We start from the raw sequence: 26,358 nt of genomic DNA, 5'->3' as shown, positions 1-26,358 counted from the left end.
GCGCTGCGGCATGCCGTTCGTGCCCACTCGACGGGGTCAGTCAGCACCCGGGACCGACCGGGCCATGCAGAGCCGGCTTGCCGCCAGGCGGACGCCACCATCCACCGGAGCCAACCGCGGCGCGGCAGCGCGGCGCCCCGCGCCGCAGGCGCGTCGATGCGCGCCCGCGGACCGAGCGGAGCGAGCGTCCGTGCGGTGCGCATCGACCGGCGACGCGCTCGCGCAATCCAACTCAGATGTCGTTGCCCATCTCGTCGTCCGTGAGCTCGACCTCGTTGTCGGTGTCGGGCGTGTCGTACTCGAGGTAGTGGATGGCGGCCTTGGGGTCGCCGTCGAAGCCGAGCTTGCCCTTCTCGAGGACGAGGACGCGGCTGCACATGCGCTCGACGGACGCCGGCGAGTGGCTGACGTAGACGAGGGTGCGGCCGGAGTCGCGGATCTCGAGCATCTTCTTCATGCACTTGCTGCGGAAGGGCTTGTCACCGACGGCGAGGACCTCGTCGGCGAGGAAGATGTCGGAGTCGACGTGGATGGCGACCGCGAAGCCGAGGCGGGCGCGCTGGCCGGACGAGTAGTGCCCGACGGGCGCCTCGAGGGTGCGGCCCAGGTCGGCGAAGGCGACGATGTCGTCGTACTTGCGCTTGAGCTCCTTCTCGCTCATGCCGAGGATCGCGGCGTTGAGGACGAGGTTCTCCGAGCCGCTCAGCTGCGGGTGGAAGCCGGCGCCGGTGGCGATCAGGCCGGCGATCCGGCCGCGGGTCAGCAGGGTGCCCTCGTCGGGGCGCATGACGCCGTTGATCAGCTTGAGCAGGGTGGACTTGCCGGAGCCATTGAGGCCCATCAGGCCGATCGACTCCCCCTCCTCGATCGTGAAGGAGACGTCCTCGATGGCGTTGAACTTGTCGCTGGTCTTGACCCCGCGCGCCTTGGCGACCGTGACCTCCTTGAAGGTCCGGTGGTAGCGCAGCGTGAACTCCTTGGTGATGTTCTCCGCGACGATCGAGACGGCCATGTCAGAGACGCTCCGGGATCTTGTTCTCGAGGCGGGTGAAGACCCACTGGGAGAAGGCGAGGATGACCAGGCACGCCAGGAGCGCGAGCACACCGTGGGTGATCAGGTGGTCGGGCATGATCTGGGTGCCCTCCGCCTTGAGCCTCGCGTGGTCGGCATCGGTCAGGGTCGGGTACCAGAACGCGCGCTGGAAGAGCACGACGGCGTCGGCCAGCGGGTTGAGCAGGTAGTACTCGGCGAAGCGCCCGAACCGGTCGTGGACGATCGCGTAGGGGTACATCATCGGCACGCCGAAGCGGACGAAGTTCGTCAGCACGTTGACGATATTGCCGAAGTCGCGGAAGAAGACGTTGGCGGCGCTGAAGAGCAGCGCGCCGGACAGGCCGATCGCCGCGATGATGAGCAGCGCGAGCAGGAGGCAGGCCACCCCGACGAGGTCGGGCGACCAGCCGCTGAAGAGGCAGGCCACCAGCAGGACGACGACCTGCGGGCCGACGTGGTAGAGCGAGACGAGCATCGTGGCGACCGGGAACATCTCCCGGGGCACGGCCATCTTCACCACCAGCGCCTTGTTGCGCATGATCGAGCGCGTCCCGGCGTTGAAGGTCTCGTTGAAGAAGTGGACGAGGATCAGCCCGGCGAACAGGTGGATCGGGAAGTTCGGGACGTCCTTGTGGAGCTGGAACAGCACCCCGATGACGAACCAGTAGATGAAGAACTGGGTCAGCGGGTTGATGTAGGACCAGAGCAGCCCCAGGAACGAGCCCTGGTAGCGCGCACTGATCTCCCGGCGCACCAGCAGCTTGAGGACGTAGCGCTGCTTGAAGACGGCGAACAGGCCGCTCTCGGGCGCGGGCGGACGGAGCGGGACCTCCTCGGCCGCCGTCGTGACGGCCTCACTCATCGGCACCGCCTTCGGTCCAGGGGGCGAAGGTCCTCTCCCACGCCTCCGGCGAGGTGATCTCGTCGAGGGCGTCGCGGTACTGGCGCGCGAGCTCGGGCCACTGCTTGGCGAAGCGGGCGTGCAGGTCGATCGTCCGCTTGAGCAGTGCGCGGTAGGTCTCCGGGTCGCGGCGGTAGAGCGCGGCCGACGTCCCGTCGTTCATCGAGACGATGGCGGAGTCGAAGCCGGCGAGGCGGTACCACTTGGCGTCGACCGCGGGGATCGCCGCCTCCGGGTTGGTCCGCGACAGCGCCCGCGGGGCCCGGAGCTGCCGCAGCGGCGCGAGACCGGCGCTGATCAGCTGCGACTTGCGGGTCGGGACCTCGGTGAGGTCCTTCTTGAGCGGCTTCTCCATCCGCGGCGGCGGGAGCGTGTCCACGTCGGCCACGAGCTGGGCGTCGCTGAACTCCTTGCGGGTCGCGTTCACCTCCGCGAGCCGGGTCGGGAGCATCTCGTGCAGCGCCTGCGGGCCGCGCAGCACGTCCTCCATCGCCTGGAGCCGCAGCTCGGCGGTGGAGTACTGCATCGCGACCAGGTGGGCGAGCTGGTTGTTGAAGACTTCGCGGATCACCCGGCCGCCGCGCGGGAAGGTCGAGTGCAGCAGGGCGGCGACGAGACGGTTGCGCAGGTGGAAGTACGACTGCCAGTCGAGCGCGTCGTTCTTGTCCGTCCACGGGACGTGCCACACCGCTGCACCCGGGAAGGTGACGGTCGGGAAGCCGTGGGCGCGGGCGCGCAGGCCGTACTCGGCGTCGTCCCACTTGATGAACAGCGGGAGCGACAGTCCGATCTCGTCGATGACCTGGCGCGGGATCAGGCAGGAGAACCAGCCGTTGAAGTCGACGTCGACGCGCTTGTGCAGCCACCGCGCGGAGCGGATGTTGCGGGTGCCGAAGTCCCACTGCATGTAGCCGTCCTCGGGCGTCTTCCACCAGAAGCGCCACGGGTGGACGATCTCGCCGAAGCTGTGCAGGCGGGAGCGGGAGTAGAGGCTGAACATGTGCGCGCCCACGATCGTGGGACGGCGGGCGAGGTCGCCGAAGGTGACCTGCCGGATGATGCCCTCGGGCTCGCAGACGACGTCGTCGTCCATCATCAGCGCGTACGTCGCGGTGCCCTTGCGCAGCGACTCGAGCTGGCCGCGGGCGTAGCCGCCGGAGCCGCCGAGGTTGCCCTGCTTGACGATCCGCAGCTTGTCGCCGAGCGCCTTCTCGACGTCGGGGAACAGCTCGGCGTCCTCGACCAGCTGGGTGCCCTGCTCCATCACGAAGACGGTGTCGAGGTAGGGCGCCAGGTCCTCGTCGGCGAACTGCAGGAGCAGCTCGGAGCAGAACTCCGGGCGGTTCATGGTGGTGATCGCGACGTCGACCGAGCCGTGGGCGGCGCGGTCCGCCGGGACCTCGGCGGTCCACTCGGCGGAGACCACGACCGGCTGCTCGCCGGCGAGCACGTCGTACCAGTACCAGCCGCCGTCGATGAAGGGCTTGAGGCTGAGGTCGAACACGAACGCCTCGGTGCCGCTCCCGGTCGACTCGGCGGACTCGACGCGCTGGCTGTTGCCGTTTGCGAGGGACTTGTTGACGACGACCGTCGCGCCGGCACCCTCGACGGTCACGGTGAGCCGGACCTGGTCGACGATCGTCCAGCGCCGCCAGTAGCTGGCCGGGAAGGCGTTGAAGTACGACGCCAGGCTCACCGTCTGGCCGGCGTCGACCCGCAGCCGGGTCCGGTCCAGGACCTGCTCGGGACGCAGCTTCTCGCCGCCGACGGTGGCCTGCCGGATCTTGGTGTTGTTGAGGTCCTTGGCCGCACGGCTGCCGCCGACGACGTACTTGTCCTCGTCGAGGTCGGGCTCGGCGAGGTCGACGTAGAGCGCGAAGACCTCGGAGTCGCGGTCGAGCGGGAGGATCTGGCGCTGCAGCAGGCGGGTCACGGTGCCGCCGGTGGGCTCGCTCATGCGTCCACCCCGCCGCTCTTGAGCTCCGCGCCGTCGGCGAAGTGGGGCCGCAGCGTGTTGTCGTACATCGACAGCGCCGAGGCGATGGCCATGTGCATGTCGAGGTACTTGTAGGTGCCGAGGCGGCCGCCGAAGAGCACCATCGGCTCGCGCTCGGCGAGGTCGCGGTACTTCAGCAGCTTCTCGCGGTCCTCGGCCGTGTTGACCGGGTAGTACGGCTCGTCGGTCTCCTCGGCGAAGCGGCTGTACTCCCGCACGATGACGGTCTTGCCCTCGGGGTAGCTGCGCTCGGGGTGGAAGTGCTTGAACTCGTGGATCCGGGTGAAGTCGACGTCCGGGTCGGGGTAGTTCATCACCGAGCAGCCCTGGAAGTCGTCGACGTCGAGCACCTCGGGCACCAGGTCGACGGTGCGCCACGAAAGGCGGCCCTCGCTGTTGTGGAAGTACTCGTCGACCGGGCCGGTGTAGACGATCGGGACCTTGCCCTTGTAGCGATCGGCGACGCCGTCGGCGAGGAAGTCGGTGTCGAGGACCACCTGGATGTTCGGGTGGTCGGCCATCCTGGCCAGCCAGGCGGCGTACCCGTCGACGGGCAGGCCCTCGTACTTGTCGTTGAAGTAGCGGTTGTCGTAGTTGTAGCGCACCGGGAGCCGGCTGATGATGTCGGCCGACAGCTCCTCCGGCGAGGTCTGCCACTGCTTGGCGGTGTAGTGCGCGATGAACGCCTCGTAGAGCGGGCGGCCGATGAGGGAGATGCCCTTCTCGACGAAGTTCTCCGGCTCCTTGTCCCCCAGCTCGCTGGCCTGCTCCTTGATCAGCGCCCGCGCCTCGGCCGGCGTGTACGCCGCATCGAAGAACTGGTTGATCGTGCCGAGGTTGATCGGCAGCGGGTAGACCTGCTGGTTGTGCGTCGAGTAGACGCGGTGCTGGTAGCCGGTGAAGGCGGTGAACCGGTTGACGTACTCCCAGACCCGCTCGTTGCTGGTGTGGAAGAGGTGCGCGCCGTACTTGTGCACCTCGATCCCCGTCTCCGGCTCGGGCTCGCTGTAGGCGTTGCCACCGAGGTGGGAGCGGCGCTCGATGACGAGCACCCGGAGCCCGAGGTCGTTGGCGCAGCGCTCGGCGATGGTCAGGCCGAAGAAGCCGGAACCGACGACGACCAGATCGGGCAGATCGGGCAGGTCGGGGAGGTCCGGGTTCGACGAGGTGAGGGTCACGGAGGGTGAGTTTACGGACGAGTTCCCCGCCGGACACATCTGACGCGCGTCCCCCGAACGGGGACGTGACGAATATCCTGTTCTGGTGAATGACCACCAGACGGGACGTCGGGGGGCTCCCTCGTTCGCGCTGGCGTGGGTGGCGGGCCTCGGTCTCGCCACGCTGACCGTCGTGTTCTCCCTGCTCGAGGACATCCCGGTGCAGGACCCCGACAGCCTGATCCCCGGCTACATCCGCTTCCCGGCCATCGTCCTGGGCGCGATCGCGATCGACGTCGTACCACGGATGCTGGCGGCCGCCGGCCGCCCCGGCGGCGGCTGGCTGCGCCGGTTCGGCAGTGCCGGCCGGCGGGTGATGCGCGAGCGCTGGCCGCTGACGCACTGGAGGTTCGCGCTCAACGGCGTGGCCGCGTGGTACCTCTGCTACGCCGCCTTCCGCAACGTGAAGAGCATGGCCCCGTTCGTCCACGAGAAGATCTACGACGAGCCGCTGGCCGACGTCGACCGGTTCCTCTTCGCCGGGCACGACCCGGCCGCGACGCTCCACGCCTGGTTCGGCACCGGGGTGGCCGCGCACTTCTTCTCCGCCGTCTACATCGTCTGGATCGCGCTGGTCCCGGTCACGATCGCGATCGCGCTGGTGTGGACCCGGCACACCCGGGCCGGCGAGTGGTTCGTCACCGCGGTCGCCGTGGACTGGGCGCTCGGCGCGGTCCTGTACGTCGTGCTGCCGACCGTCGGCCCCATCTACTCCGACCCCGGCACCTTCGCCGCGCTGCCGGAGACCTATGTCAGCCGCCTGCAGGAGAGCATGTGGTCGGACCGGGTGGCCACCATGGCCGACCCGGCGACGGCGGGCCTGCAGACCATCGCGGCGTTCGCGTCCCTGCACGTCGGGATCATGGTGACCATCTGCCTGGTCGTGCACCTCGTGGGTCTGCACCGCTGGGTCCGGATCGCGTCCTGGACCTTCCTGGCGCTGACCGTGCTGGCGACGGTCTACCTCGGCTGGCACTTCTTCGTCGACGTGATCGCCGGCGCCGCGCTGGGCGCCTTCGCGGTGTGGATCGCCGGCATCGCGACGGGCAACCGGATCGGCTGGCGGGCCCGGCTCGTGCCGGAGCGGATCAACGTGGCGACGCCGGTGGGAGGGCCCGCATCCGCCGGGCATCCCGAAGCGCTCGCGTCACGTTCCGCGCCTCTGCCCGACCACCCCGCAGCGGACTGAGCAGGACCACCACGAGGGCGACCAGCCACGGCTTGAGCCGGACCAGCACGTTCTCGCCGTACCGGAAGTGCACGACGAAGAGGTTGCGGTACATGTAGTAGCCCTTCCAGCCGGCCAGGTCGTGCTGCTGGTCGAAGGAGAGCTGGCGGACGAGCACGGCGTCGCGCACCGCGCGGATCGGGAAGCCGGCGCGACGGGCGCGGATCGCGAAGTCCACGTCGTCGTAGAAGATGAAGTACGACGGGTCGGGCAGCCCGATCCGCTCGACGACCTCACGGCGGACGAGGAAGCCCTCGAAGGCGACGTTCTCGACCTCGACGGTCGCGGGCATGTCCGCGCGGGTGGCCCAGGTCGAGTCGATGCTGGCCGTCTTCGGCCGGATCGCGAGCGGGTTGCGCAGGTCGAAGCGGACGGCGGACTTCTCCACGAGCGCGCCGGTGAGGTCCTCGCGGACCGCGATCAGGCAGGAGCCGTCGGCCTCGAGCAGCCGGGTGAGGCAGTCGGGGGCCGGGACGACGTCGTCGTCCATCAGCCACATCACGTCGAAGCCCTTGTCGTAGGCGGTCTTCAGCCCGAGGTGGAAGCCACCGGCACCGCCGAGGTTCTCCGTCGTGTGGATCGCCACCAGTCCGGGCAGCGTGCTGCGCTCGAGCACCTCGCGGGTGTGGTCGGTGCTGGCGTTGTTGACGACGAACACCGCGTCGGGCGCCCGGTCCAGGCCGCCGAGGCCCGCGAGCATCCGCTCGAGGAGGTCGGCGCGGTTGAACGTGACGACGACGACCGCGACCTGCTCGGCACTCATCGCAGGTACCTCCGGTGCCCGCTGAAGTCGCCCCGCAGCCCGGCCGCCGCCGCTCGCGCGCTCAGCGGGATCCGCGCCGGCTGCGGCTTCGTGAACAGGTAGAACCACACCGTCTTCAGCCAGAAGAGCAGCACGTGCACCCAGCCTCGGTAGGCCCGCAGGTTGAGGGTGTTGTTGCGCGCCATGCAGTAGTGCTTGAGGTCGCTGGGCGTGTGGTTGTACGTCGTCCGCCCGAACATCATCGGCGTCCCGAGGTCGTCGGTGGCCGGGTGCAGGAAGTGGGCGTCGACGACGGTCGCGATCCGGGCGCCGGCCCGCTCCGCGCGCCAGAGGTACTCGACGTCGTCGCCCCAGATGAAGAACTCCTCGCGCGGCAGCCCGATCCGCTCCACGAGGTCGCGGGTCACCAGCACGCCGTTGAACGGGATCACGACGTCGTCGATCAGCCCGTCGCGGGCGGCGGCCTCGACGGCGGCCATCTCGTGCACGACGCGGGTCCCGCCGGGCAGCCGGATCGGGAAGCACAGCCGCGACGGGTCCTGCTCGGCCAGCACGGCCGGCCCGCAGAACTCCAGGCCGTCGCGCTCCTGCCGCTCCAGCAGGAGCTCGAGGCAGTCGGGCGCCGGCAGGCCGTCGTCGTCCATCAGCCAGACCAGGTCGGCGCCCTCGCGCACGGCCCAGCCGAGTCCGTGGTGGAAGCCGCCCGCGCCACCGGTGTTGGTCGCGAGCGTCTCGTGCCGCACCAGGTCCTCGTCGAGACCGGCGAGCCACTCCCCCGTGCCGTCCGTCGAGGCGTTGTCGACCACCAGGATCCGCTCGAGGCCCGGGGTGGCGAGCAGCCGCGGCACGAGGCGCTGCAGCATCGCCAACCGGTTGAAGGTCACGACGACTGCCTGCACACGCACGGAGCAGACCCTACTGGCCGGAGCGCTCCCAGCCGGACTTCAGGACTCGTCGGGCAACTCGGTCAGCAATGCGTCCGGGTCGAGCCGCGGCGGCACGCTCGCCAGGGCCAGCTGGACGAGGGCCGTGCGGGCCTTGACCTCGACCGCGCGGCGCACCCGACCCTTGTCCTCCCCCAGCAGGCCGGCGACGACGTCGGCGACCACCTTGTCGTCGTACGACGGCCGGGTGCCGGGCTCGACGTCGATGTCGGGCAGGGCGACGAGGACCGGCAGGACCTGGTCGCCGAGCGCGTCGAGCATCTGGAAGCGGGCGTAGCGGTCCATCTCGGCCCACGCGGTCTCGACGTCGACGCCCTTGCGGCGCAGCTTGCGGTCGGAGGCCAGGAAGTGCTTCGCCGTCCCGGTCAGGGCCGCCGTCAGCTCGTGCTCGGTGAAGCGCATGGGCCCAGTCTCCTGTCTGCCGGAGGCGCGGGCATAGTCGGTGGTCATGGTGCGTGCATCGCAAGGCGGCTGTGTGACGCCAGACCGGGCGTCTTGCGAGCACGGCCAACGCAGCGAGGTGCGTGCCAGGGCCGCCGAATGGGACTGTGCATCCGGCAGACAGGAGGCGGGTCTCTCCGATGCGGTCCCGGCGGCGGCCATGGCCTAGCGTGGAGGTGTGGACACCGCCGCCGTGCTGACCCTCCTCCAGGACGTCGCCGCGGAGGTGATCAACCCCCGCTTCCGCGCCCTCGCCGACGAGCAGGTGTCGGAGAAGAACCCCGGTGACCTGGTCACGGTCGCGGACCACGAGTCCGAGGCGCTCATCACCGCCGCCCTCAACGCGGCCTACCCGGACGCCGTCGTGCTCGGCGAGGAGGCGATGGCGGCCGACGCATCGCTGCTCGACGCCTTCGCGGCCGCCGACCACGGCTTCACGGTCGACCCCGTCGACGGCACCAAGAACTTCGTCAACGGCTCGCCGGACCACGCCGTGATGGTGTCGGAGGTGGTCGCCGGCGAGATCACCCGCGGCTGGATCTGGCAGCCGCAGCACGAGAACGCCTATGTCGCCGAGCGCGGCGCCGGCGCCTGGCTCAACGGCGAGCGGCTCAACGTCACGACCGGCACCGGCGCGCCCTTCCGCACCGCGCGGCGGCAGTGGGTCGGCCGCGGCCTCGGCGACCTCGGCACCCTGGAGCTGACCTGGGCCTGCTGCGGCGTCGACTACCCGCACCTGATCGCCGGTGACGCGGCTGCCCTCGTCTACAGCCGCAGCATGCCGTGGGACCACCTGCCCGGCGCGCTCATCCTCACCGAGGCCGGTGGCGCCATCGGACGCCACGACGGCGGACCGCTGGTGCCCCAGCGCCTCGAGGGCGGAATCGTCGCGGCCCCCGACAAGGCGACGTACGACGCCGCGGTGGCCGCGCTCCCCGTCTGAACGCTCCTGTCCGACCGGGCCCCGTCCAACCGGCCCCAGTCCGGCCGGATCAGCAGGCGGCCGCGACGTCGTCGGTCTCGTTGGCGACGTACCCGTCGTTGCGCGAGCCGAGCGAGCCGCCCGTGACCTTGCCCTCGCCCTTCTTCTTGCGGCCCGGGGTGGGCTTCGCGTCGCCCTCGGAGCGGTCGATGGCCTTGCGAACCATCGCGCGGACCTTGTCGAGGTCAGGGTGCGCGGTGTTGACCTGCGGCGGCACGAGCGAGACGGTCGCGACCTTCTCGTCGCGGGCGCGCAGGGCCAGCTGGGCGAAGTCGGCGAGCGCTCCGCCGGGCACGTCCGTCCTGATCATCGCGCTCGACGCCTTGGCGATCTCCTGGAAGTTCGTGAGCGCCTGCTTCGGGCTGACCTGCGTGAGCAGCGCCGTCATCACGCACTTCTGGCGCGCCATGCGCGAGTAGTCGTCGCTGCCCTCGCGGGAGCGCGCGAACCACAGGGCCTGGTAGCCGTTGAGCTTGCGCTTGCCGGGCTCGATGTAGCCGGTCACGTCCTCGCCCAGGCCGCCGACCGGGATCCGCTCGCGGACGTTGAGGGTGACGCCGCCGAAGGCGTCGACGAGGCGGCGGAAGCCCTTCATGTTGACCATCACCCAGTAGTTCATCTCGAGGCCGGTGATGCCCTCGATGGCCATCACGGTGGCGTCGATGCCCGGGGTGTCGGAGTCGAAGAGGTCGGTGTGGTCCTCGGCCCAGGTGCTGACGCCGTTGAGGTAGCACCCGTCGCAGTCGAAGCCCTTCGGGAACTGCTCGTCCATCACCGAGCCCTCGCGGAACTTGAAGTTCTGCATGTTGCGCGGGAGGCCGATCATGACGGTCTTGCCGGACGTCGCGTCGATCGAGGCGATCGTCATCGAGTCCGGTCGCAGGCCCCAGCGGTCGGCACCGGAGTCGCCGCCGAGGAGCAGCACGTTGAAGCGGCCGTCGTGGGCAGCACCGATCTCGCCGTCGACGAACATGGTGAGCCAGTCCCGCTGCACGGCGGCGAGGTGGGCGCCGAACAGCATGGTGCCGGCGACGGAGAAGCAGAGCACGCCGTTGACGCCGACGACCGCCCGGCGGTGCTGCATCCGCAGGCTCAGCGGCTGGCCGATCCGCCAGGCGTCGACGAACAGCGCCGCCCACGCGATGGCTCCGCCGATGAGGTAGAGGCGCAGGAGCAGCAGGAAGGTCGGGTTGAGCGCGAGGGTCAGCGCGTAGGACCGGTCGAGCAGCAGGCGGATCCCGAGGAAGGCGAGCACCGCGAGGGTCGCGAGCCAGACCCGGACGGCGATCCGGCCGACCTGCCGGTTGCCCGCCACGAGCTGTGCCGAGCCGGGGACGACGAGGGTGAAGGCCATGAGGGTCAGGGCGCGGCGGAAGCGCACGCGGGCGGCCCGCTCGGCCACGACCATCCGATCCCCAGACACCCGCCCAGTATCACCAGTCACACGCGTCCCACCGGTGCCGACGCGCCGTCGCGCGCCGGGCGGAGCGCTCAGGCGGCCGTCGACACGGCGCCGAGCCGGGCGATCTCGTCGGCCGAGGCGTTCGCGCCCGTGCACATCACGGCGACCGGGCCGGGCCGCCCCGACCGGTCCGGACTCCGGGGGACGAGAAGGCCGGCCAGGGCGGCGGCTCCGGCACCCTCGGCGAGGGTGTGCGCCCGCGTCGCCAGGAGGCGGGCGGCGTGGTCGATCTGGTCGTCGGCCACGAGCACGAAGTCGTCGAGCCGGCCGCGCAGTACCCGCTGGGGCAGGGGGTACCCCGTGGTCGTGGCGAGCCCCGAGGCCCGCGTGGTGGCGGGCGCGGTCTCGATGGTGCCGCTGCGCCACGACCTCCAGCCGGCGGGCGCCGCCTCCGACTGGACGCCGATCACGCGGGTGCCGGGCGCCAGGGCGTCCCGCACGAGGCAGGCGCCGGCCGCGCCCGTGCCGCTGCCGATCGGGACGTAGACCGCGGCCAGGCCGCTCGGCAGGACGGCGGCCTGCCGGAACAGCTCGAGGTACGCCGTCGCGTGGCCGAGCACGATCCGCCGGTCCGTCGGGCAGATGAAGGAGGCGCCCGAGGCGGCCGCCAGCTCGCGAGCCGCGGCAGCGGACTCCCCGAGGGTGTCGCCGCGGACCAGGACCTCGGCCCCCAGCGCCGCGACTGCGTCCCGCTTGACCGCAGGGGCGGAGGACGGCATCACGATCGTGGCGCGCACGCCGGCCAGCCGGGCGCCGTACGCAACGGACTGGGCGTGGTTGCCGGTCGAGCAGGTGACCAGGCCGTGCTCCTGCTCGGCGGCGGAGAGCGTCGCGGCGAGGTGGACGCCGCCGCGGACCTTGAAGGAGCCGGTCGGCAGGACGTGCTCGTGCTTGACGAGCACCTCGGCGCCGACCGCGCTGTCGAGGAGCGGGTGGGACTGCAGGGGCGTGGCCGGGAGCTCGCGAGCGACCACCTCGGCGGCCCGCAGCACCTCGTCGAAGGTCGGGTCGTCGGGGAGGGATGCGCTGCGCTGCTCGGCCATGGCTCCATGGTCCCGGTCCGGGCATTCATCGGTCCAATAGTTCTTGTCGCAACCATCCATCGACGACATCGATCGATAGAGTGCCGTCATGATCGACCTGCGCCGCCTCGAGGCCCTCGTCGCCGTCCACCGGACCGGCTCGGTCTCCGCCGCGGCCGCCGAGCTGCACTACGGCCAGCCGACCATCTCCCACCACCTGCGCCGGCTGGAGGCCGAGACGGGCGCGGTCCTGCTGCAGCGGGTCGGGCGGGGCGTGCGGCTCACGCCCGAGGGCGTGCTGCTCGCGCGCCGCGGCGAGGAGGTGCTGGGCCTGCTCGCCCGGGCCGAGGCCGAGCTGGCCGCGGTGACCAGCCTGCAGGCCGGGCGGGTCCGGCTGGCGGCCTTCCCCTCCGGGGCGGCGACCCTCGTCCCCGACGCCCTCGCGCTCCTGGCCGGCCGGCACCCGGGCATCGAGCTGGAGCTCACCGAGGCGGAGCCGCCCGAGGCGCACGAGCTGCTGCGCGCCGGCACCGTCGACCTCGCCCTCACCTTCGCCTACCCCGACCAGCCCGAGCCGGAGCAGATCACCTCCGTGCCGATCCTCGACGACCCGCTCCACCTGGTGACGCGCGACGACGCCGCCCCGTCCGCGGGGCCGGTCGAGCTCGCGGCCTGGTCCGGGCAGCCGTGGGTCGCCGGCTGTGAGCGCTGCCGGCGCGAGCTGCTCGCGCTCTGTGCAGACGCCGGCTTCACGCCCGCGATCGCCTTCGCGAGCGACGACTACGTGGCCGTGCAGTCCCTCGTCGCCGCGGGGCTGGGCGTCACCGTGCTGCCCGGGCTCGCGCTGCGCGCCCACCAGCACCGGGGCGTCGCCACCCGGCGACTCGCGGCGCACCGCCGGATCCAGCTCTCGACGTACGGCGCTCCCCCGCGTCCCGCGGCCGTCGACGCGGTGGCCGCGGCGCTCACCGAGGTGGCCGGCTGATCGGTGCCGGTCAGCCCAGGCGGACGGCCTCGATCTCCCGGCGCTTCGCGAGCCGGTGGGCCCGGCGGATCTCCGCCTCGCGCATCCGCCGGCGGTCGTCGTCGGTCTCGGGCTCGAGCGCCGGGACCGGACGCGCGGCACCGGCGCCGTCGATGGCGACGAAGACGAAGTACGCCGAGCCGACGTGCCGCAGCTCGGTCGTCGCGTCCCACGGCTGGGTCTCGATCCGCACGCCGATCTCCATCGACGAGCTGCCCACCCAGTTGATCTGGCCGAAGGTGCGCACGATGTCGCCGACGCGCACCGGCTCGAGGAAGGCCATCTCGTCCAGCGCGGCCGTGACGGCGGGGCCACCGCTGTGCCGCTGCGCCACGACACCGGCGGTGGAGTCGGCCAGCTTGAGCACCTCGCCGCCGTGGATGTTGCCCAGGAGGTTGGCCTGCGCACGCGACGACACGGTCGCCAGCTCGATCCGGGAGTACGACGGCGTGCGTGCCGCAACGATCTCGCTCACGGCCAAACGGTAGCGTCACGGGCATGGCGGGGCGCGGCAATGGCAACGGGGACGACGGTGACTTCGACTGGATGTACGGGTCGGGAAACGAGAAGGGCGTCCCGCGACCCGAGCGGGGCGGGGACGACCCCGAGCCGACGCGACGCATCCCCGTGCAGCCCCGCCCGGGCGCGTCATCCCCGCGGATGCCCGACCGGCTGCCACCGGCCGAGCAGTACGGCGCCACGCCCGAGCCGGCCGGCCGGCCGCCGGCGCCGCCGTGGTCGCCGCGCAGGAGCCGGTGGAAGCGGCCCGGGACCTGGGTCAGGCTGGTGCTCCTGCTGCTGGTGCTGTGGCTGGTGTTCCTCGTCGCGGTCCCGCTCTTCACGTGGAGCAAGGTCGACAAGGTCGCCTACGAGCCGTCGGGCGAGCGTCCCTCCGAGCAGCCCGGGACGACCTACCTCCTGGTGGGCAGCGACTCGCGGGCCGGCCTGTCCAAGGCGGAGCGCCGCAGGCTCCACACCGGCAACGAGACCAGCGAGCTGACCGACACGATCATGCTCCTCCACACCGGCGAGGGGCCGACGACGCTGGTCTCGATCCCGCGCGACTCGCCCCTCGACATCCCGGGCCACGGGGTGTCGAAGGTCAACTCGGCGTTCAGCAAGGGCGGCACCCCGCTCCTCGTGCAGACCCTGGAGAAGGCCACCGGCGTCCGGATCGACGGCTACGTCGAGATCGGCTTCGGCGGGCTGGTCGGTGTCGTCGACGCGGTCGGCGGGATCGAGGTGTGCCCGAAGAAGCGCATCCGCGACAAGCCGTCGGGCCTCAACATCAAGAAGGGCTGCCAGGAGGTCGACGGCGCGACGGCGCTCGCCTACGCCCGCGCCCGCAAGTACAGCCCGATCTCCGACCTGGCCCGGGTGCAGCAGCAGCGCGAGGTCGTGGCCGCCGTCGGCAAGAAGGTGCTCTCGCCCTGGTCCGTGGTCAACCCCGTGCGCTACTGGAAGCTCAACGCGGCCGTGCCCGACTTCTTCCGGTTCGGCGAGGGCATGGGCCCCTACGACGCCTCGCAGTGGGCGCTCGCGATGACCGACGCCCCGAAGTCCTGCACGGTGCCGCTCGCCAGCGCCGACGCCACGTGGGACACCAAGCGCGCGCGCAAGCTCTTCGACACCCTTGCCGAGGACCGCACCGACGACATCACCGCCGACCTGTGCACGGCCACCGGGCTCGCCCCGTGAGCCGACACCTCCTCACCACCGCAACGAAGGACTGACGTGTACGAGACCCTGACCTGGGAGGTCGACGCCGACGGCGTGGCCACCCTGACCCTGAGCCGACCCGACGCCCTCAACGCGTTCGACCTGACGATGGCCCGCGAGCTCGAGCAGGTCTTCCTCACCGACGCCCGCGACGACGCGGTGCGCGCCGTCGTGGTCACCGGCGAGGGCCGGGCGTTCTGCGCGGGGATGGACCTGAGCGCCGAGGGCAACGTGTTCGGGCTCGACGAGACGCTGTCGCCGACCCCCGAGGAGTTCCGGGCGTCGTACGACGCCGAGCCGTTCGCCTCCGGCGTGCGCGACACCGGCGGCAAGGTCACGCTGGCGATCCACGCGCTCCCCAAGCCCGTGATCGCGGCGATCAACGGTCCGGCGGTCGGCATCGGGGCCACGATGACCCTGGCCATGGACATCCGGCTGGCCTCGGAGAAGGCCCGGATCGGCTTCGTCTTCGGCCGCCTCGGGATCGTGCCGGAGGCCTGCTCGAGCTGGTTCCTGCCGCGGATCGTCGGCATCCAGCAGGCCCTGGAGTGGGTCTACTCCGCCGACATCCTCACCGCGGAGCAGGCGCTCGCCGGACGGCTGGTGCGCAGCCTGCACGCGCCGGAGGACCTGCTGCCGGCCGCGCAGGAGCTGGCCCGCTCGTTCGTGAAGGACCGCTCCCCCGCGGCGCTGGGCCTCGCGAAGCAGATGCTCTACCGCAACAGCGCGGCCTCCGAGCCGCTCGAGGCGCACCTGACCGACTCGCTGGCGATGTACTGGACGTCGATCGGGGACGGCAAGGAGGGCGTCGCGGCCTTCCTGGAGAAGCGGGCGCCCGCGTTCACCGGCAAGGCCTCCGCCCTGCCGCGCATCGTCTGACGGCCCGTTCGGGCGAGGCGGGCGATGTGGGCCTCGGGCTCACATCGCCATGAACAGGATCTCCTCGCGGGAGTACTCCCGGCCGGGGTGCTCGGCAGCGAGGTGCTCCTGGGCCTTCTCGACGAGCTCGTCGTCGGTCTCGCCGCGCAGCGTGACGGAGCAGGGGCAACGCAGGGTGGGCATCGGTACCTCCCGGGGTCGGTGTCGGATCCACTGTAGTGGCCGAAAACGACCTCCGGCCGCCCGTGGGCGGCCGGAGGATGGATCAGGGGTGCAGCAGGTCAGGCGGGGACGCCCTGCTGGCGACGGCGGCCGTAGCCGACCCCACCGACGCCGGCGCCGACGAGGGCGGTGCCGAGCAGCAGCCACATCACGTTCGGGCCACCGGTGTTGGGCAGGTTGCCGTTGTCGTCGTCGTCACCGCCGGGGCCGGCACCGAGGCGGAAGGCCGTGGTGTCGTCGGACGGGAGGAAGAGCTCGGTGTTGTCCGGCGTCAGCGCCGCGGTCGCGATGTACTTGCCGCGCGGCAGCGAGGGGCCGGTGACCGGGACCGCGTCGTCGACGAAGTGCACCGTGGTCGTGAACAGCGGGGCCGAGGCCACGGCACGCGCACCGCGCGCGGTGCCGGACGCGGCGAGGATCTTGACCTCGATGTCGCCCTCGGGCGGCGTCGGGTAGTTGGCGCTCGCGCTCACCTCGAGCTCGACGGGCTTGCCGATCTCGGCGTCGACGACCACGATCAGCGTCTCGGTCGGGATCTGCATCCCGCTGTATCCGTCGTCAGCAGTGGCGGAGCCCACGGGCGTCACGACGACCGCGGCCGACAGTGCGGCGAGCGCAGCGATCTTCCTCAGCACAACTTCCTCCTACAGCCAGTCCCCATGCAACGACCCGGCTCGTCTCTGGGACGGGAAGTGCGTTGCACGTGATCCTAGTGGGTCAGGACGCGTTCGTGGGAACAGACTCCACCAAGTGGCCGAATGCGACGGACCGGTTGTCGGTGTGGAAGATCTCCGAACAGGTCAGCAGCGTGATGATGTGGGTGTTCGGATCGCCGTCGATCGTGTCCGGCGGCTGGGTGCCGCCGTCGGGGTTGACGGGCTTCGGGTCCAGGACCCAGGTCTTCGTGAACGGGATGATCAGGTCCTCGCCACCGCTGTCCAGGACATAGGTGTACGTCGCCGCGCGGGTCATCACGAAGATCTCGTCGCCGGGCTCGAGCTTCGGGAAGTCGGCGAAGGGCTCACCGTGGGTGACCCGGTGGCCGGCCAGCACGTAGTTGCCCTCCGCGCCGGCGTCCGCGGTGTTCTCCATGTGGCCGACGCCGGCAGCCAGGACCTCGTCCGAGGACCCCTCGAGCACGGGCACCTCGTAGTCCTTGCCGAAGCGCGGGATGACCAGGATGGCGCTGGCGTTGCCGAAGTCGGTGCGTACGACGTCCTGCCCGTCGGCCCAGCCGTCCCGCAGCGAGCTGGCCACCTGGCCCTGGCGGCGTTCGGACACCCAGTTGGTGCCCCAGAACTGCCAGGCCACCCACGCCAGCACGGCGAGGCCGGCGGCGATCAGGCCGCAGCCGAGCCAGAACGAGACACGTCGCCCGGTCGACACCGGAGGCTTCGCGGTGGTGCTGCCCGACCCGTTGCCGGGGCGTTGACGGCGCCGGCGGACGCGGACCGTGCCCTCGCCCTCACCGCTCGTGGTGCCCTCGTCGGGTCCGTCAGGTGCGTCGACCTGCGACATGGGTGTCCCTCCTCCAGCGGCCCCACTGACCGCTCCCGCTCATCCAACGCCATGGCGGCGCAAGCGTCACGCGAACGGCCGAACCACGGGACGCCTCCGTCCCGCGGAGCGTCAGGCGAGCGCCCGGGGGCGCCGGCTGCCGCCGGCGAGGCCGCCGCCCGCGACGACCAGCCCGAGGCCGGCCAGCAGGATCCACAGGTGCGGACCACCGGTGTTGGGCAGCGTGCCGTTGTCGTCGTCCTCACCGCCGGTGCCACCGCCTCCGACCCGGAAGCCGACGGCGTTGCGGCAGCCCGTGAGCTGTCCGTCGTCGGGCGTGAACGCCATGGCGACGCGGTAGCGACCGCGCGGGAGCACCGGGCCGAGGACCTCGATCGGGCTGCCTTCGTAGCGCACCGTCTTGGTCCACACGACGCCCCGGGCCGCGGCGCGCGCGGCCTGGCGGGCGCTGGCCGTGGAGATCGTCAGCTTCACCGTGCCGACCTCGGCCACGTTCGAGTTGGACGCGACCTCGATGACGAGGTGCACCCGCTTCCCGACGGCGACGTGCGGCACGTTGATGTTGCAGCTCGTCGGGAACGTGGGCGTGTAGGTGTCGTCGGCGACCGCGCGCCCTCCCGGCACGAGCAGCGCTCCGACAATGGCAAGTGCGGTGAGCAATCGACGCATCTGGCCCCATCTCCCCATAGGTGAACACCGGCATCGGAACCGCTCCCCGAGCGGGGCGGACAGGTGTGTTCGATGATTAAACCGGAAGCGGCGCAGAGAGTTACGTCACGCACCACGGAAATCTTCTCGGATGCGATATTTCGGCGCGCGGAGGCGGCTCCGGATGTGCAAGGAGCCGCCTCGCGCGAACCGGTCAGAGCTCGCTCTGGACCCCCGCGAGGAGCTGGCGGGCCATGACGATGCGCTGCACCTGGTTGGTGCCCTCGTAGATCTGGGTGATCTTCGCGTCGCGCATCATCCGCTCCACCGGGTAGTCGCGGGTGTAGCCGTAGCCGCCGAGCACCTGGACGGCGTTGGTGGTGACCTCCATCGCGACGTCGGACGCGAAGCACTTGGCCGCGGCGCCGAAGAAGGTGAGGTCGGAGTCGCCGCGCTCCGAGCGGCCGGCGGCGGCGTAGGTCAGCTGGCGGGCGGCCTCGACCTTCATGCCCATCTCGGCGAGCAGGAACTGCAGGCCCTGGAAGTCCGCGATCGCCTTGCCGAACTGCTGGCGCTCCTTGGCGTAGCCGAGGGCGTAGTCGAGGGCGCCCTGGGCGACGCCGACGGCCTGGGCGGCGATCGTGATGCGGGTGTGGTCGAGGGTCTTCATGGCGTACTCGAAGCCCTTGCCCTCCTCGCCGATGATCCGGTCGCCGGGGATCCGGACGTTGTCGAAGTAGACCTCGCGGGTGGGCGAGCCCTTGATGCCGAGCTTCTTCTCCGGGGCGCCGAAGGAGACGCCCTCGTCGGACTTCTCGACCACGAAGGCCGAGATGCCCCTGGTCCGGGCGTCGGGGTCGGTGGTCGCGAGGACGGTGTAGAACTCCGACTCCCCCGCGTTGGAGATCCAGCGCTTGGTGCCGTTGAGGATCCAGTCGTCGCCGTCGCGGACCGCGCGGGTCTTCTGGTTGGCGGCGTCGGAGCCGGCGTCGGGCTCGGAGAGGCAGTACGAGAAGCCGCCCTCGCCGGCCGCGAGCTTGGTGAGGTACTTCTTCTTGATCTCCTCGCCACCGCCGATCATCACGGGCAGGGAGCCGAGCTTGTTGACGGCGGGGATGAGCGACGCGGACACGTCGGCCCGGGCGACCTCCTCGATGACGAGGACCGTGGCGAGCGCGTCGGCGCCGGCGCCGCCGTACTCCTCGGGCACGTGGGGCGCGTGGAAGTCCGCCGCCTGCAGGGCGTCGTGCGCCTCCTGCGGGTAGCGGGCCTCCTCGTCGACCGCGGCGGCGAAGGGCGCGACCTTGGCGTCGCAGATCGCGCGCACGGCCTCGCGGATGGCCTGGTGCTCCTCGGAGAGGGCGTACATCGGGTAGTCGCTCACGCGTGGCTCCTGTGCTCGGGCTCGAACGGTACTCAGTATCATAGTAGCGAGACTCCGTTCCGTCGAGCTAGCCTGAGCCGGTGCCCACCCCCACCCGCGAGCGCCTCGTCGCCGCCGCCTTCGAGCTCTTCGAGGCCCAGGGGTACGACGCCACGACCGTCGACGACATCGCGGCCCGGGCCGGCACCGGGCGGAGCACCTTCTTCCGGCACTTCCGCGGCAAGGAGGAGGTCGTGCTCCCCGACCACGAGGCGCTGCTCGGCCGCCTCGCCGACCGGCTCGCGGTGGCCTCGCCCGGCAGCGCCGGGACCGCCCTGCGCGAGGCGGCCGGCATGGTGCTCAGCCACTACCTCGCCGAGGGCGGGACCGCCCGCGCCCGCTACCGGCTCTCCAGCAGCGTCCCGGCCATCCGGGACCGGGAGACGGCGAGCGTGCAGCGCTACGTCCGACTCTTCTCGCAGCACATCCACGGCTGGCTGGACCAGGAGCCCGACGGCCCGCTGCGCGCCGAGCTGGTCGCCTCCTCGGTCGTGATCGCCCACAACCACGTGCTGCGGCGGTGGGTGCGCGGCGAGACCGACGACCCCCGCGGCGAGCTCGACGACGCGCTGACGCTCGCCCTGCGGCTGCTGCGCGACCCCGCGGCCCCCGAGCAGCCGACGATCGTCATCACCGGCGGGGTCGACGACGTCGACGACGTCGTACGACGGGTCCGCGAGGCGCTCGCGCCGGGGAAGAACCGCGGCCGTCCGGGTATTGCACCCACATGACCTCGGCACCCGCCCACCTGTCCCACGACGCCATCGACCTCATGCTCGACGACTGCGAGACCTGGGCGGTGGTCGGCCTGTCCGCCAACACCCGCCGGACGGCGTACGCGATCGCGCAGGTGCTGCAGGCCCACGGCAAGCGGATCGTGCCCATCCACCCCGTGTTCGGCACGCCCGACGGACCGGAGGAGGTGCTCGGCGAGCGCGGCTACGCGACGCTGGCCGACGTGCCCTTCCCGGTCGACGTGGTCGACGTGTTCCGGCGCTCGGAGGAGGCCGGGCAGTTCGCCGACCAGGCGGTGGCGATCGGTGCGCGCGGCGTGTGGTTCCAGGTGGGCGTGGTCGACGAGGCGGCCTTCGAGCGGACCCGTGCCGCCGGGGTGGCGATGGTGATGGACACCTGCCCGAAGATCGAGTGGGTCAACCGGTCCGTACGCCGCGCCTGAGCCGCCGACCCGGCCAGCCGACGAGCCACTCCAGCGGCCCGCGGCGCCCCAGCAGCGCGAAGGCCGCGCCGACGCCGAGCACGACGGCGACGTGCCAGCCGAACGTCCGCTCCTGCTCGGCGGGCCACACGTCCGGCGTCCGCATCACCACGTGCAGCGTGTAGAGCGACAGCGGCATGGCGCCCGCCCCGGCCACCACGGCGAGTCCGGCGCGTCCCCACCGCGGCAGGACGTCGGCGAGCGCGCGGGCGAGGCCGATCACGACCAGCGCGCTCCCGATGGTCTGCGCGAGGTCGAAGGGCGTCGCCGAGTGCGGTGACACGACGAGCAGCCACTGCCAGGCGCCGTCGGTCGGCGTGGTGCCGTGCTGGCTGCCGCTGAGCATTCGCAGCAGCTCGTCCTCGGTCGTGACCCGGTGGGGCACGAGCGCCGTGCGGACCTCCAGGGACGACGTGCACAGCCGCGACACCGCGGTCGCGACCACCGCGAGGCCGAGCCCGCACGCGGCGAGCCGCAGCGGGGTCCGCCAGCCGGTGAGGTCCGTCCGGCCGATCGCCATGCCGGCCAGCAGGTAGGCCAGCCACGGCACCGCCGGGTAGTAGCCGGTCAGCAGGAGGTCGGCGAGCAGCGGTCCCGGATCCGCCAGCCGCGCGAAGTCCGGGCTCGCGAAGTCCCGGACGGGCAGGCTCGGGCGCACCAGGTGCGAGACCACGGGCGCCGCCACCAGCCAGACCCCCGCCAGCACCGCGAGCGGCACGGCGCGCAGGCCGATGAACGGCAGTCCCAGCAGGAAGAGCACGCCGTAGTAGGCGAGGATGATCGCCAGGCTGGTCTCCAGCCCGCCGAGGGCGAACCCGAGCAGCGCGACCAGGACCGCCCGGGCCGCCAGGCCGAGCACGGTCCGGGTGCGCTCGCGGCCGCGGACCGGGTGCGCTCCCCCGCTCATCAGCGCGATGCTGACGCCGGCGAGGACGGCGAAGAGCGCGGAGGCCCGGCCGCCTGCGAGCCACTGGACGGTGGTCAGCTCGCCGGTCGTCGTACGGCCGTCGAGGACGTGGGTCGCGATCATGCCGACCAGCGCGACGGTGCGCGCCACGTCGATCCCGACGAGGCGCCCCTCGCGCAGCGGCGCGACCCGGAGCATCAGTGGCCCCGGACGACCGCGCCCTTCGCCTCGGCGGCGGCCTTGAGCTCGGCCTGGAAGTCGGTCATCCGCTGCTGGAGCGCGGGGTCGCTCGCCGCCAGGATGCGTACGGCGAGCAGCCCGGCGTTGCGCGCACCGCCGATCGCGACGGTGGCGACCGGCACCCCGGCGGGCATCTGCACGATGGAGAGCAGGGAGTCCATGCCGTCGAGGTACTTCAGCGGCACCGGCACCCCGATCACCGGCAGCGGCGTGACCGCGGCGAGCATGCCGGGCAGGTGGGCCGCGCCGCCGGCGCCGGCGATGATCACCGACAGGCCGCGACCGGCGGCCTCCTTGCCGTAGGCGAGCATCTCCTCCGGCATCCGGTGTGCCGAGACGACGTCCGCCTCGTGGGCGATGCCGAACTCCTGCAGGGCCTCCGCCGCCAGCTGCATCACCGGCCAGTCGGAGTCCGAGCCCATCACGATGCCCACACGCGCAGTCATGGGCGGGAGCCTAGTGAGTCCGGACGACGGCAGGTCACTCGCTGTGGTTGCCGAGATCGCCCCGGAACCACGCCGCCGCGTGGCGCGCCCGCTCGAGGCAGTCCTCGAGGTCGTCGCCGAAGGTGTTGACGTGGCCGACCTTGCGGCCCGGACGCAGGTCCTTGCCGTAGAGGTGCACCCGCAGCCGCGGGTCGCGGGCCAGCGCGTGCGGGTAGCCGTCGTAGAGGCGACCGACGTCCGGGTTGTCGCCACCGAGGATGTTGACCATCACCGTCCAGCGGTCGCGGGGCTCGGGCGAGCCGAGCGGCAGGTCGAGCGCGGCGCGCAGGTGGTTCTCGAACTGGCTGGTGACGGCGCCGTCCTGGGTCCAGTGGCCCGTGTTGTGCGGGCGCATCGCGAGCTCGTTGACGAGCACCTGCGGGTTGCCGTCGGCGTCCACGGCCTCGAACAGCTCCACCGCGAGGATGCCGGTCACGCCGAGCTCACCGGCGATCCGCAGCGCCAGCTCCTGGGCAGCGGTGGCCAGCGCCGGGTCGAGGTCGGGCGCCGGCGCGACGACCTCGCGGCAGATGCCGTCGACCTGCAGGCTCGCCACGACCGGGTACGCCGCCGCCTGGCCGCTCGGCGCGCGAGCGACGAGGGCCGAGAGCTCGCGCCGGAAGTCGACCAGCTCCTCGGCGAGGAGCCGGACACCCGCCTCCTCGGCGGTGGCGAGGGCGTCGGCCGCGTCGGTGGCCGTCCGGGCGAACCAGACGCCCTTGCCGTCGTACCCGCCGCGGCTGGTCTTGAGCACGCACGGCAGGCCGAACGTCTCGACCTCCGCGACCGAGGTGACCACGGCCCAGCGCGGCTGCGGGGCGCCGAGGCGGGTCATCGCCTCGCGCATCACGATCTTGTCCTGCGCGTGCACGAGCGCCTCGGGCCCGGGGTGCGCGACCACGCCGTCGTCGGCCAGGGCGCGCAGGTGCTCGGTCGGGACGTGCTCGTGGTCGAAGGTGACGACCGAGCAGCCCTCGGTGACCGCCCGCAGCGTCGCGAGGTCGCGGTAGTCCCCCACCTGCTGGTCCGGGATGACCTGCGCGGCCGAGACACCCTCGGCCTCGGCCAGCAGCCGCAACGGCACGCCGAGCGCGATCGCGGGCTGGGCCATCATCCGGGCGAGCTGGCCGCCGCCGATGACGGCGATGCGAGGGGAACGTTCGGTCGCTGGCACGGCCGAAGCCTAGGACGCGGCCGCCGTCGGTGCGGAATCAGGCGGGTCGCTCAGGCGGGTCGCTCAGGCGGTGTCGGTCAGGCGGTGTCGGTCAGCCCGGCGGGCTCGCCGGCCTCGAAGCGCAGCCCCTGGCCGCGGATCGTCGTGATCAGCCGTGGCTGGCGGGTGTCGTCGCCGAGCTTGCGGCGTACCCAGCCCAGGTGCACGTCGATCGTCTTCGAGGAGGTCCAGAAGGTGACCCCCCAGACGTCGCGCATCAGCTCCTCGCGCGTCACGACCGTTCCGGCGCGGGCGATGAGGGCGTGGACGAGGTCGAATTCCTTGCGCGACAGCAGGACCTCCCGGTCCCCGCGCCACGCGCGACGGGTCGACGGATCGACCCGTACGTCCTGCACCTCGATCACAGAGGTCAAGGTAAGGACGCGGGGTGGTCACCGGAGGGGAAACGGCGAGAATTTTGCCTAGCGAATCCGTTGGACCAGATCCGGGAATTCGCCGAACGCAGTCCGTCAGGCGCGTCGTACGGCGACCGGCTCGACCACGCCGAAGCCGCGCACCGGGCGCGGCGGCAGCGGCCGCGACTCGATCTGGTCGGCCGGCAGCAGGTCCGCGGTGGCGTGGTCGACGATGATCCGGTTGCGCCGTGCGACCTGGGTGAGCCGGGCGGCGAGGTTGACCGGCGGGCCGAAGACGTCGCCGAGCCGGAGCACGACGCCGCCGCTGGCGAGGCCGACCCGGACGTCCGGCATGCGGGGGTCGCGGCCGATGACGTTGATGATCCCCTCGGCGGTGGAGAAGGCCGCCATGGGGTCGTCGTTCACGAAGAGGACCGCGTCGCCCATGCTCTTGATCAGGCGACCCTGCTCGCGGGCGATGACGTCGCCGCAACGGGACTCGAAGACCTCGACGAGCTCGCCGATCCGCTCGCGGCTGACCTCGTTGGACAGCGCCGTGAAGCCGACGATGTCGGCGAAGCCGACGCTCAGGTCGGTCGTGTGCGGGTCGGCGTCGATCGCGCGCACCGACTGCATCCGGTCGACCGCGGCGGCCAGGTGGCGGCGCCACGCGTAGACGAGCAGGTCCTCGAACCGGGCCCCGAAGCGGTCCATCACCCAGGCCGTGGAGTCGCCGTCCTCGGCGCCGCCCTGCTCGGCGAACGCCTCGTCGACGTGGTGGACCAGCTCGCCGACCTCCCAGTCGGCCAGCCGCGCCATGCTCAGCCCGACCCCACGGGCGACGTTGAGCGCGACGTCGAGGTCGATGATGCCCTCGCCGAGCAGGTCGACCACCAGCCGGAGCGCGACGACGTCGGCCTCCGTGTAGGCGCGGGCGTCGCCGCGCTCCGGGAACCCGAGGGTGCGCCACAGCCGGCGCGCCTGCGCGAGCGGGATGCCCGCCTGGTCGGCGACCTCCGCCGCGGTGAGCTGGGGCTCCTCCCCGAGGAAGGTCAGCTCCGGGTCGGTGTCAGACACCTTCGTCGCGGCGCACGCCGGGCCCCTGGTGGAGGTCGTGCAGGAGCTCGTTGAGCTGGCGCTGCGCGGCCTCGACGTGGGGGATGTCGTTGAGCCGGACCATGCCGTGGGTCGACGCGTCGGCGATCAGCAGGCTGCCGCAGCCGAAGGGCCGGTCGATCAGGTTGATCTCGATCGAGATGTCGCTCACCCGGGCCAGCGGGATGTCGTGGCCGCGGCGGGTCAGGATGCCGTTGCGGGTGATCAGGCGCCGGTCGGTGAAGGCGTGGACCGTCGTCAGCCAGACGAGGAAGGGCCGCACCGAGAACCACAGGATGCCGAGGATCGCGAGCACCCACACGATGTAGCCGACGACCTGCTGGAAGCCGTCGTCGTCGAGGTTCGCCTCGGCGACCACCCCGATCGCGAGCAGGACGACGAGCGCGAGGATCGGCACGAACAGCGCCTTCGGGTGCTGCCGCGTGCTCAGGATCAGTCGCTCACCGGGGTTGAGCAGCTTCTTCGAGATGGCCACGGGGAGATCATCCCACCCTTCGCCCGGTTCGGCTGCGCACGCGGCGACTCAGTCGGTCGCGCGCACGTGCACGACGTCTCCGGCACCCACCCGCTCGGTCCCGGACGAGGTCTCGACGACGAGCCGGCCGTCGGGGTCGATGTCGGTGGCGCGGCCGGTCAGCTCGCCGCCACCGGGCAGGTCCACCCGGACCTCGCGGCCGAGCGTGGCGCAGTGGGAGCGGTAGGAGGTGGCGAGCCGCTGGGTGCCGAGGTCGCCGCCGGCCTGCCAGACGTCGTACCCCTCCCGGATGGCGGTGACGGCCTCGATCAGCACCTGCGTCCGGTCGGGCGCACCCGGTGCCGCGACCGCGAGGCTGGTGGCCGTCTCGACCGGCAGCTCGTCGGCCGTCATCGACACGTTGATGCCGACGCCGATGATCGCCGCCGGCCCGTCGGGGGTCTCGACCCGCTCGACGAGGATGCCGGCGACCTTGCGGTCGTCGTCGAGGAGCACGTCGTTGGGCCACTTCACCCGCGCGTCGTACCCGAGCGCGACGAGCGCCTTGGTGACGTTGTGCCCGACGAGCAGCGGGAGCCACGGCCAGGACGCTGCCGGCACGCTCGGACGCAGTACGACGGAGAAGGTCGCGGCGGTGCCGGCCGGCGTCTCCCAGGTGCGGTCGAGGCGTCCGCGCCCGGCGACCTGGTGGTCGGCCACGACGACGAGCCCCTCGGCGACGCCCGCCCGGGCCCGCTCGGTCGCGACCTCGTTCGTCGATGGCGCCTCGGGCAGCAGCTCGAGGGCGAGGCCGGGGGTCTGCCCGAACGCCGCGGCGAGGCGCTCGCCGTCGAGGGGTCCACGGGCCGGGTGCTGGTTCGAGCCGAGAGTCACGGGCACTACCCTGTCGCAGCAGGCGCCCTGAGGA

At 71.8% G+C, this 26,358-nt stretch carries 29 protein-coding genes; 7 read left to right on the top strand and 22 right to left on the bottom strand.

Annotated elements, in window-relative coordinates; genetic code table 11:
• Positions 1-232 precede the first annotated feature (232 nt).
• Genes AC2YHB_RS14725 through glf form a run of 4 tightly spaced genes read right to left on the bottom strand, consistent with a single transcriptional unit; the run spans position 233 to position 5,129 of the window.
• Positions 233-1,012, bottom strand: coding sequence for an ABC transporter ATP-binding protein (locus AC2YHB_RS14725; RefSeq protein ID WP_487354206.1), 780 nt, complete (start codon positions 1,010-1,012; stop codon positions 233-235).
• Between the two features lies 1 nt (position 1,013).
• Positions 1,014-1,916, bottom strand: a complete 903-nt coding sequence (locus AC2YHB_RS14720; protein WP_487354205.1) for an ABC transporter permease — start codon at positions 1,914-1,916, stop codon at positions 1,014-1,016.
• The gene (locus tag AC2YHB_RS14715) at positions 1,909-3,912 is read right to left on the bottom strand and encodes a glycosyltransferase (RefSeq protein WP_487354204.1); all 2,004 of its coding nucleotides are present in this window, start codon (positions 3,910-3,912) and stop codon (positions 1,909-1,911) included. Before AC2YHB_RS14715 ends, AC2YHB_RS14720 begins: the two co-directional genes overlap by 8 nt.
• Positions 3,909-5,129, bottom strand: a complete 1,221-nt coding sequence (gene glf, locus AC2YHB_RS14710) for a UDP-galactopyranose mutase (protein ID WP_487354203.1) — start codon at positions 5,127-5,129, stop codon at positions 3,909-3,911. The genes AC2YHB_RS14715 and glf overlap by 4 nt, the downstream gene beginning before the upstream one ends.
• Before the next feature lie 85 nt (positions 5,130-5,214).
• Between glf and AC2YHB_RS14705 the strand changes: the two genes are divergently transcribed.
• Complete coding sequence (locus AC2YHB_RS14705) at positions 5,215-6,357, top strand: phosphatase PAP2 family protein (protein ID WP_487354202.1); 1,143 nt, start codon at positions 5,215-5,217, stop codon at positions 6,355-6,357.
• On the opposite strand, the gene AC2YHB_RS14700 is transcribed toward AC2YHB_RS14705, so the two are convergent.
• Genes AC2YHB_RS14700 through AC2YHB_RS14690 form a run of 3 tightly spaced genes read right to left on the bottom strand, consistent with a single transcriptional unit; the run spans position 6,257 to position 8,505 of the window.
• Positions 6,257-7,159 carry a glycosyltransferase family 2 protein gene (locus AC2YHB_RS14700; RefSeq protein ID WP_207006493.1) on the bottom strand — a complete coding sequence of 301 codons (903 nt, stop codon included), beginning with the start codon at positions 7,157-7,159 and terminating at the stop codon, positions 6,257-6,259. The two genes, AC2YHB_RS14705 and AC2YHB_RS14700, sit on opposite strands and share 101 nt — an antisense overlap.
• Positions 7,156-8,064 (bottom strand): glycosyltransferase family 2 protein, encoded by a 909-nt coding sequence (locus AC2YHB_RS14695; RefSeq protein ID WP_308645461.1) that lies wholly within the window; start codon positions 8,062-8,064, stop codon positions 7,156-7,158. The genes AC2YHB_RS14700 and AC2YHB_RS14695 overlap by 4 nt, the downstream gene beginning before the upstream one ends.
• 39 nt (positions 8,065-8,103) lie before the next feature.
• Positions 8,104-8,505: a hypothetical protein gene (locus tag AC2YHB_RS14690; RefSeq protein WP_179647740.1), complete on the bottom strand. Its 402-nt coding sequence runs from the start codon at positions 8,503-8,505 to the stop codon at positions 8,104-8,106.
• Positions 8,506-8,722: 217 nt separating this feature from the next.
• On the opposite strand from AC2YHB_RS14690, the gene AC2YHB_RS14685 reads away from it, so the two are divergent.
• Positions 8,723-9,487, top strand: coding sequence for an inositol monophosphatase family protein (locus AC2YHB_RS14685; protein WP_036541287.1), 765 nt, complete (start codon positions 8,723-8,725; stop codon positions 9,485-9,487).
• A 49-nt stretch (positions 9,488-9,536) separates the two neighbouring features.
• Here the strand turns inward: AC2YHB_RS14685 and AC2YHB_RS14680 are convergent, their stop codons facing one another.
• Together AC2YHB_RS14680 and AC2YHB_RS14675 are read right to left on the bottom strand one after the other, a co-directional pair.
• Positions 9,537-10,949, bottom strand: coding sequence for an LCP family protein (locus AC2YHB_RS14680; protein WP_308645462.1), 1,413 nt, complete (start codon positions 10,947-10,949; stop codon positions 9,537-9,539).
• A 68-nt stretch (positions 10,950-11,017) separates the two neighbouring features.
• Entirely contained in the window at positions 11,018-12,031 is a 1,014-nt protein-coding gene (locus AC2YHB_RS14675; RefSeq protein ID WP_179647742.1) for a threonine ammonia-lyase, read from the bottom strand.
• Positions 12,032-12,119: 88 nt separating this feature from the next.
• On the opposite strand from AC2YHB_RS14675, the gene AC2YHB_RS14670 reads away from it, so the two are divergent.
• The gene (locus tag AC2YHB_RS14670) at positions 12,120-12,995 is read left to right on the top strand and encodes a LysR family transcriptional regulator (protein WP_036541281.1); all 876 of its coding nucleotides are present in this window, start codon (positions 12,120-12,122) and stop codon (positions 12,993-12,995) included.
• Between the two features lie 10 nt (positions 12,996-13,005).
• On the opposite strand, the gene AC2YHB_RS14665 is transcribed toward AC2YHB_RS14670, so the two are convergent.
• Positions 13,006-13,509 (bottom strand): acyl-CoA thioesterase, encoded by a 504-nt coding sequence (locus AC2YHB_RS14665; RefSeq protein WP_179647744.1) that lies wholly within the window; start codon positions 13,507-13,509, stop codon positions 13,006-13,008.
• Positions 13,510-13,532: 23 nt separating this feature from the next.
• On the opposite strand from AC2YHB_RS14665, the gene AC2YHB_RS14660 reads away from it, so the two are divergent.
• Complete coding sequence (locus AC2YHB_RS14660; RefSeq protein ID WP_487354201.1) at positions 13,533-14,732, top strand: LCP family protein; 1,200 nt, start codon at positions 13,533-13,535, stop codon at positions 14,730-14,732.
• 36 nt (positions 14,733-14,768) lie between these two features.
• Positions 14,769-15,632, top strand: coding sequence for a crotonase/enoyl-CoA hydratase family protein (locus tag AC2YHB_RS14655; RefSeq protein WP_487354200.1), 864 nt, complete (start codon positions 14,769-14,771; stop codon positions 15,630-15,632).
• Between the two features lie 39 nt (positions 15,633-15,671).
• Here AC2YHB_RS14655 and AC2YHB_RS14650 read toward each other — a convergent pair whose 3' ends face one another.
• The 5 genes from AC2YHB_RS14650 to AC2YHB_RS14630 all read right to left on the bottom strand — a co-directional run bounded on the left by AC2YHB_RS14650 (position 15,672) and on the right by AC2YHB_RS14630 (position 19,389).
• Entirely contained in the window at positions 15,672-15,815 is a 144-nt protein-coding gene (locus AC2YHB_RS14650; RefSeq protein WP_179647748.1) for a DUF1059 domain-containing protein, read from the bottom strand.
• 98 nt (positions 15,816-15,913) lie between these two features.
• The gene (locus AC2YHB_RS14645) at positions 15,914-16,489 is read right to left on the bottom strand and encodes an LPXTG cell wall anchor domain-containing protein (protein ID WP_036541272.1); all 576 of its coding nucleotides are present in this window, start codon (positions 16,487-16,489) and stop codon (positions 15,914-15,916) included.
• An 82-nt stretch (positions 16,490-16,571) separates the two neighbouring features.
• The gene (locus AC2YHB_RS14640; protein ID WP_487354199.1) at positions 16,572-17,372 is read right to left on the bottom strand and encodes a class E sortase; all 801 of its coding nucleotides are present in this window, start codon (positions 17,370-17,372) and stop codon (positions 16,572-16,574) included.
• 111 nt (positions 17,373-17,483) lie between these two features.
• On the bottom strand, positions 17,484-18,041 hold the full coding sequence (locus AC2YHB_RS14635) for an LPXTG cell wall anchor domain-containing protein (protein WP_487354198.1): 558 nt from the start codon (positions 18,039-18,041) through the stop codon (positions 17,484-17,486).
• 193 nt (positions 18,042-18,234) lie between these two features.
• Positions 18,235-19,389 (bottom strand): acyl-CoA dehydrogenase family protein, encoded by a 1,155-nt coding sequence (locus AC2YHB_RS14630; RefSeq protein ID WP_487354208.1) that lies wholly within the window; start codon positions 19,387-19,389, stop codon positions 18,235-18,237.
• A gap of 95 nt (positions 19,390-19,484) precedes the next feature.
• On the opposite strand from AC2YHB_RS14630, the gene AC2YHB_RS14625 reads away from it, so the two are divergent.
• Positions 19,485-20,174, top strand: coding sequence for a TetR family transcriptional regulator (locus AC2YHB_RS14625; RefSeq protein ID WP_051931482.1), 690 nt, complete (start codon positions 19,485-19,487; stop codon positions 20,172-20,174).
• Positions 20,171-20,620, top strand: a complete 450-nt coding sequence (locus AC2YHB_RS14620) for a CoA-binding protein (RefSeq protein WP_218864591.1) — start codon at positions 20,171-20,173, stop codon at positions 20,618-20,620. The genes AC2YHB_RS14625 and AC2YHB_RS14620 overlap by 4 nt, the downstream gene beginning before the upstream one ends.
• Here the strand turns inward: AC2YHB_RS14620 and AC2YHB_RS14615 are convergent.
• From AC2YHB_RS14615 to AC2YHB_RS14585, 7 genes are all read right to left on the bottom strand, one after another.
• Positions 20,595-21,764 (bottom strand): heparan-alpha-glucosaminide N-acetyltransferase domain-containing protein, encoded by a 1,170-nt coding sequence (locus AC2YHB_RS14615; protein WP_487354197.1) that lies wholly within the window; start codon positions 21,762-21,764, stop codon positions 20,595-20,597. The genes AC2YHB_RS14620 and AC2YHB_RS14615 overlap by 26 nt on opposite strands.
• On the bottom strand, positions 21,764-22,252 hold the full coding sequence (gene purE, locus AC2YHB_RS14610) for a 5-(carboxyamino)imidazole ribonucleotide mutase (RefSeq protein WP_207006502.1): 489 nt from the start codon (positions 22,250-22,252) through the stop codon (positions 21,764-21,766). Before purE ends, AC2YHB_RS14615 begins: the two co-directional genes overlap by 1 nt.
• A gap of 34 nt (positions 22,253-22,286) precedes the next feature.
• Positions 22,287-23,465: a 5-(carboxyamino)imidazole ribonucleotide synthase gene (locus AC2YHB_RS14605; protein WP_487354196.1), complete on the bottom strand. Its 1,179-nt coding sequence runs from the start codon at positions 23,463-23,465 to the stop codon at positions 22,287-22,289.
• 77 nt (positions 23,466-23,542) lie between these two features.
• On the bottom strand, positions 23,543-23,869 hold the full coding sequence (locus tag AC2YHB_RS14600; protein WP_051931480.1) for a winged helix-turn-helix domain-containing protein: 327 nt from the start codon (positions 23,867-23,869) through the stop codon (positions 23,543-23,545).
• A 105-nt stretch (positions 23,870-23,974) separates the two neighbouring features.
• The gene (locus AC2YHB_RS14595) at positions 23,975-24,937 is read right to left on the bottom strand and encodes an adenylate/guanylate cyclase domain-containing protein (RefSeq protein ID WP_487354195.1); all 963 of its coding nucleotides are present in this window, start codon (positions 24,935-24,937) and stop codon (positions 23,975-23,977) included.
• Positions 24,930-25,451 carry a PH domain-containing protein gene (locus tag AC2YHB_RS14590; protein ID WP_179647756.1) on the bottom strand — a complete coding sequence of 174 codons (522 nt, stop codon included), beginning with the start codon at positions 25,449-25,451 and terminating at the stop codon, positions 24,930-24,932. Before AC2YHB_RS14590 ends, AC2YHB_RS14595 begins: the two co-directional genes overlap by 8 nt.
• Positions 25,452-25,499: 48 nt before the next feature.
• Positions 25,500-26,324: a biotin--[acetyl-CoA-carboxylase] ligase gene (locus AC2YHB_RS14585; protein ID WP_487354194.1), complete on the bottom strand. Its 825-nt coding sequence runs from the start codon at positions 26,322-26,324 to the stop codon at positions 25,500-25,502.
• Positions 26,325-26,358 lie beyond the last annotated feature (34 nt).

The organism is Nocardioides sp. SRI_004 (assembly GCF_057586415.1).
The sequence above is the reverse complement of the archived record's forward strand: the minus strand, read 5'-3'. Positions and strand labels throughout refer to the sequence as shown.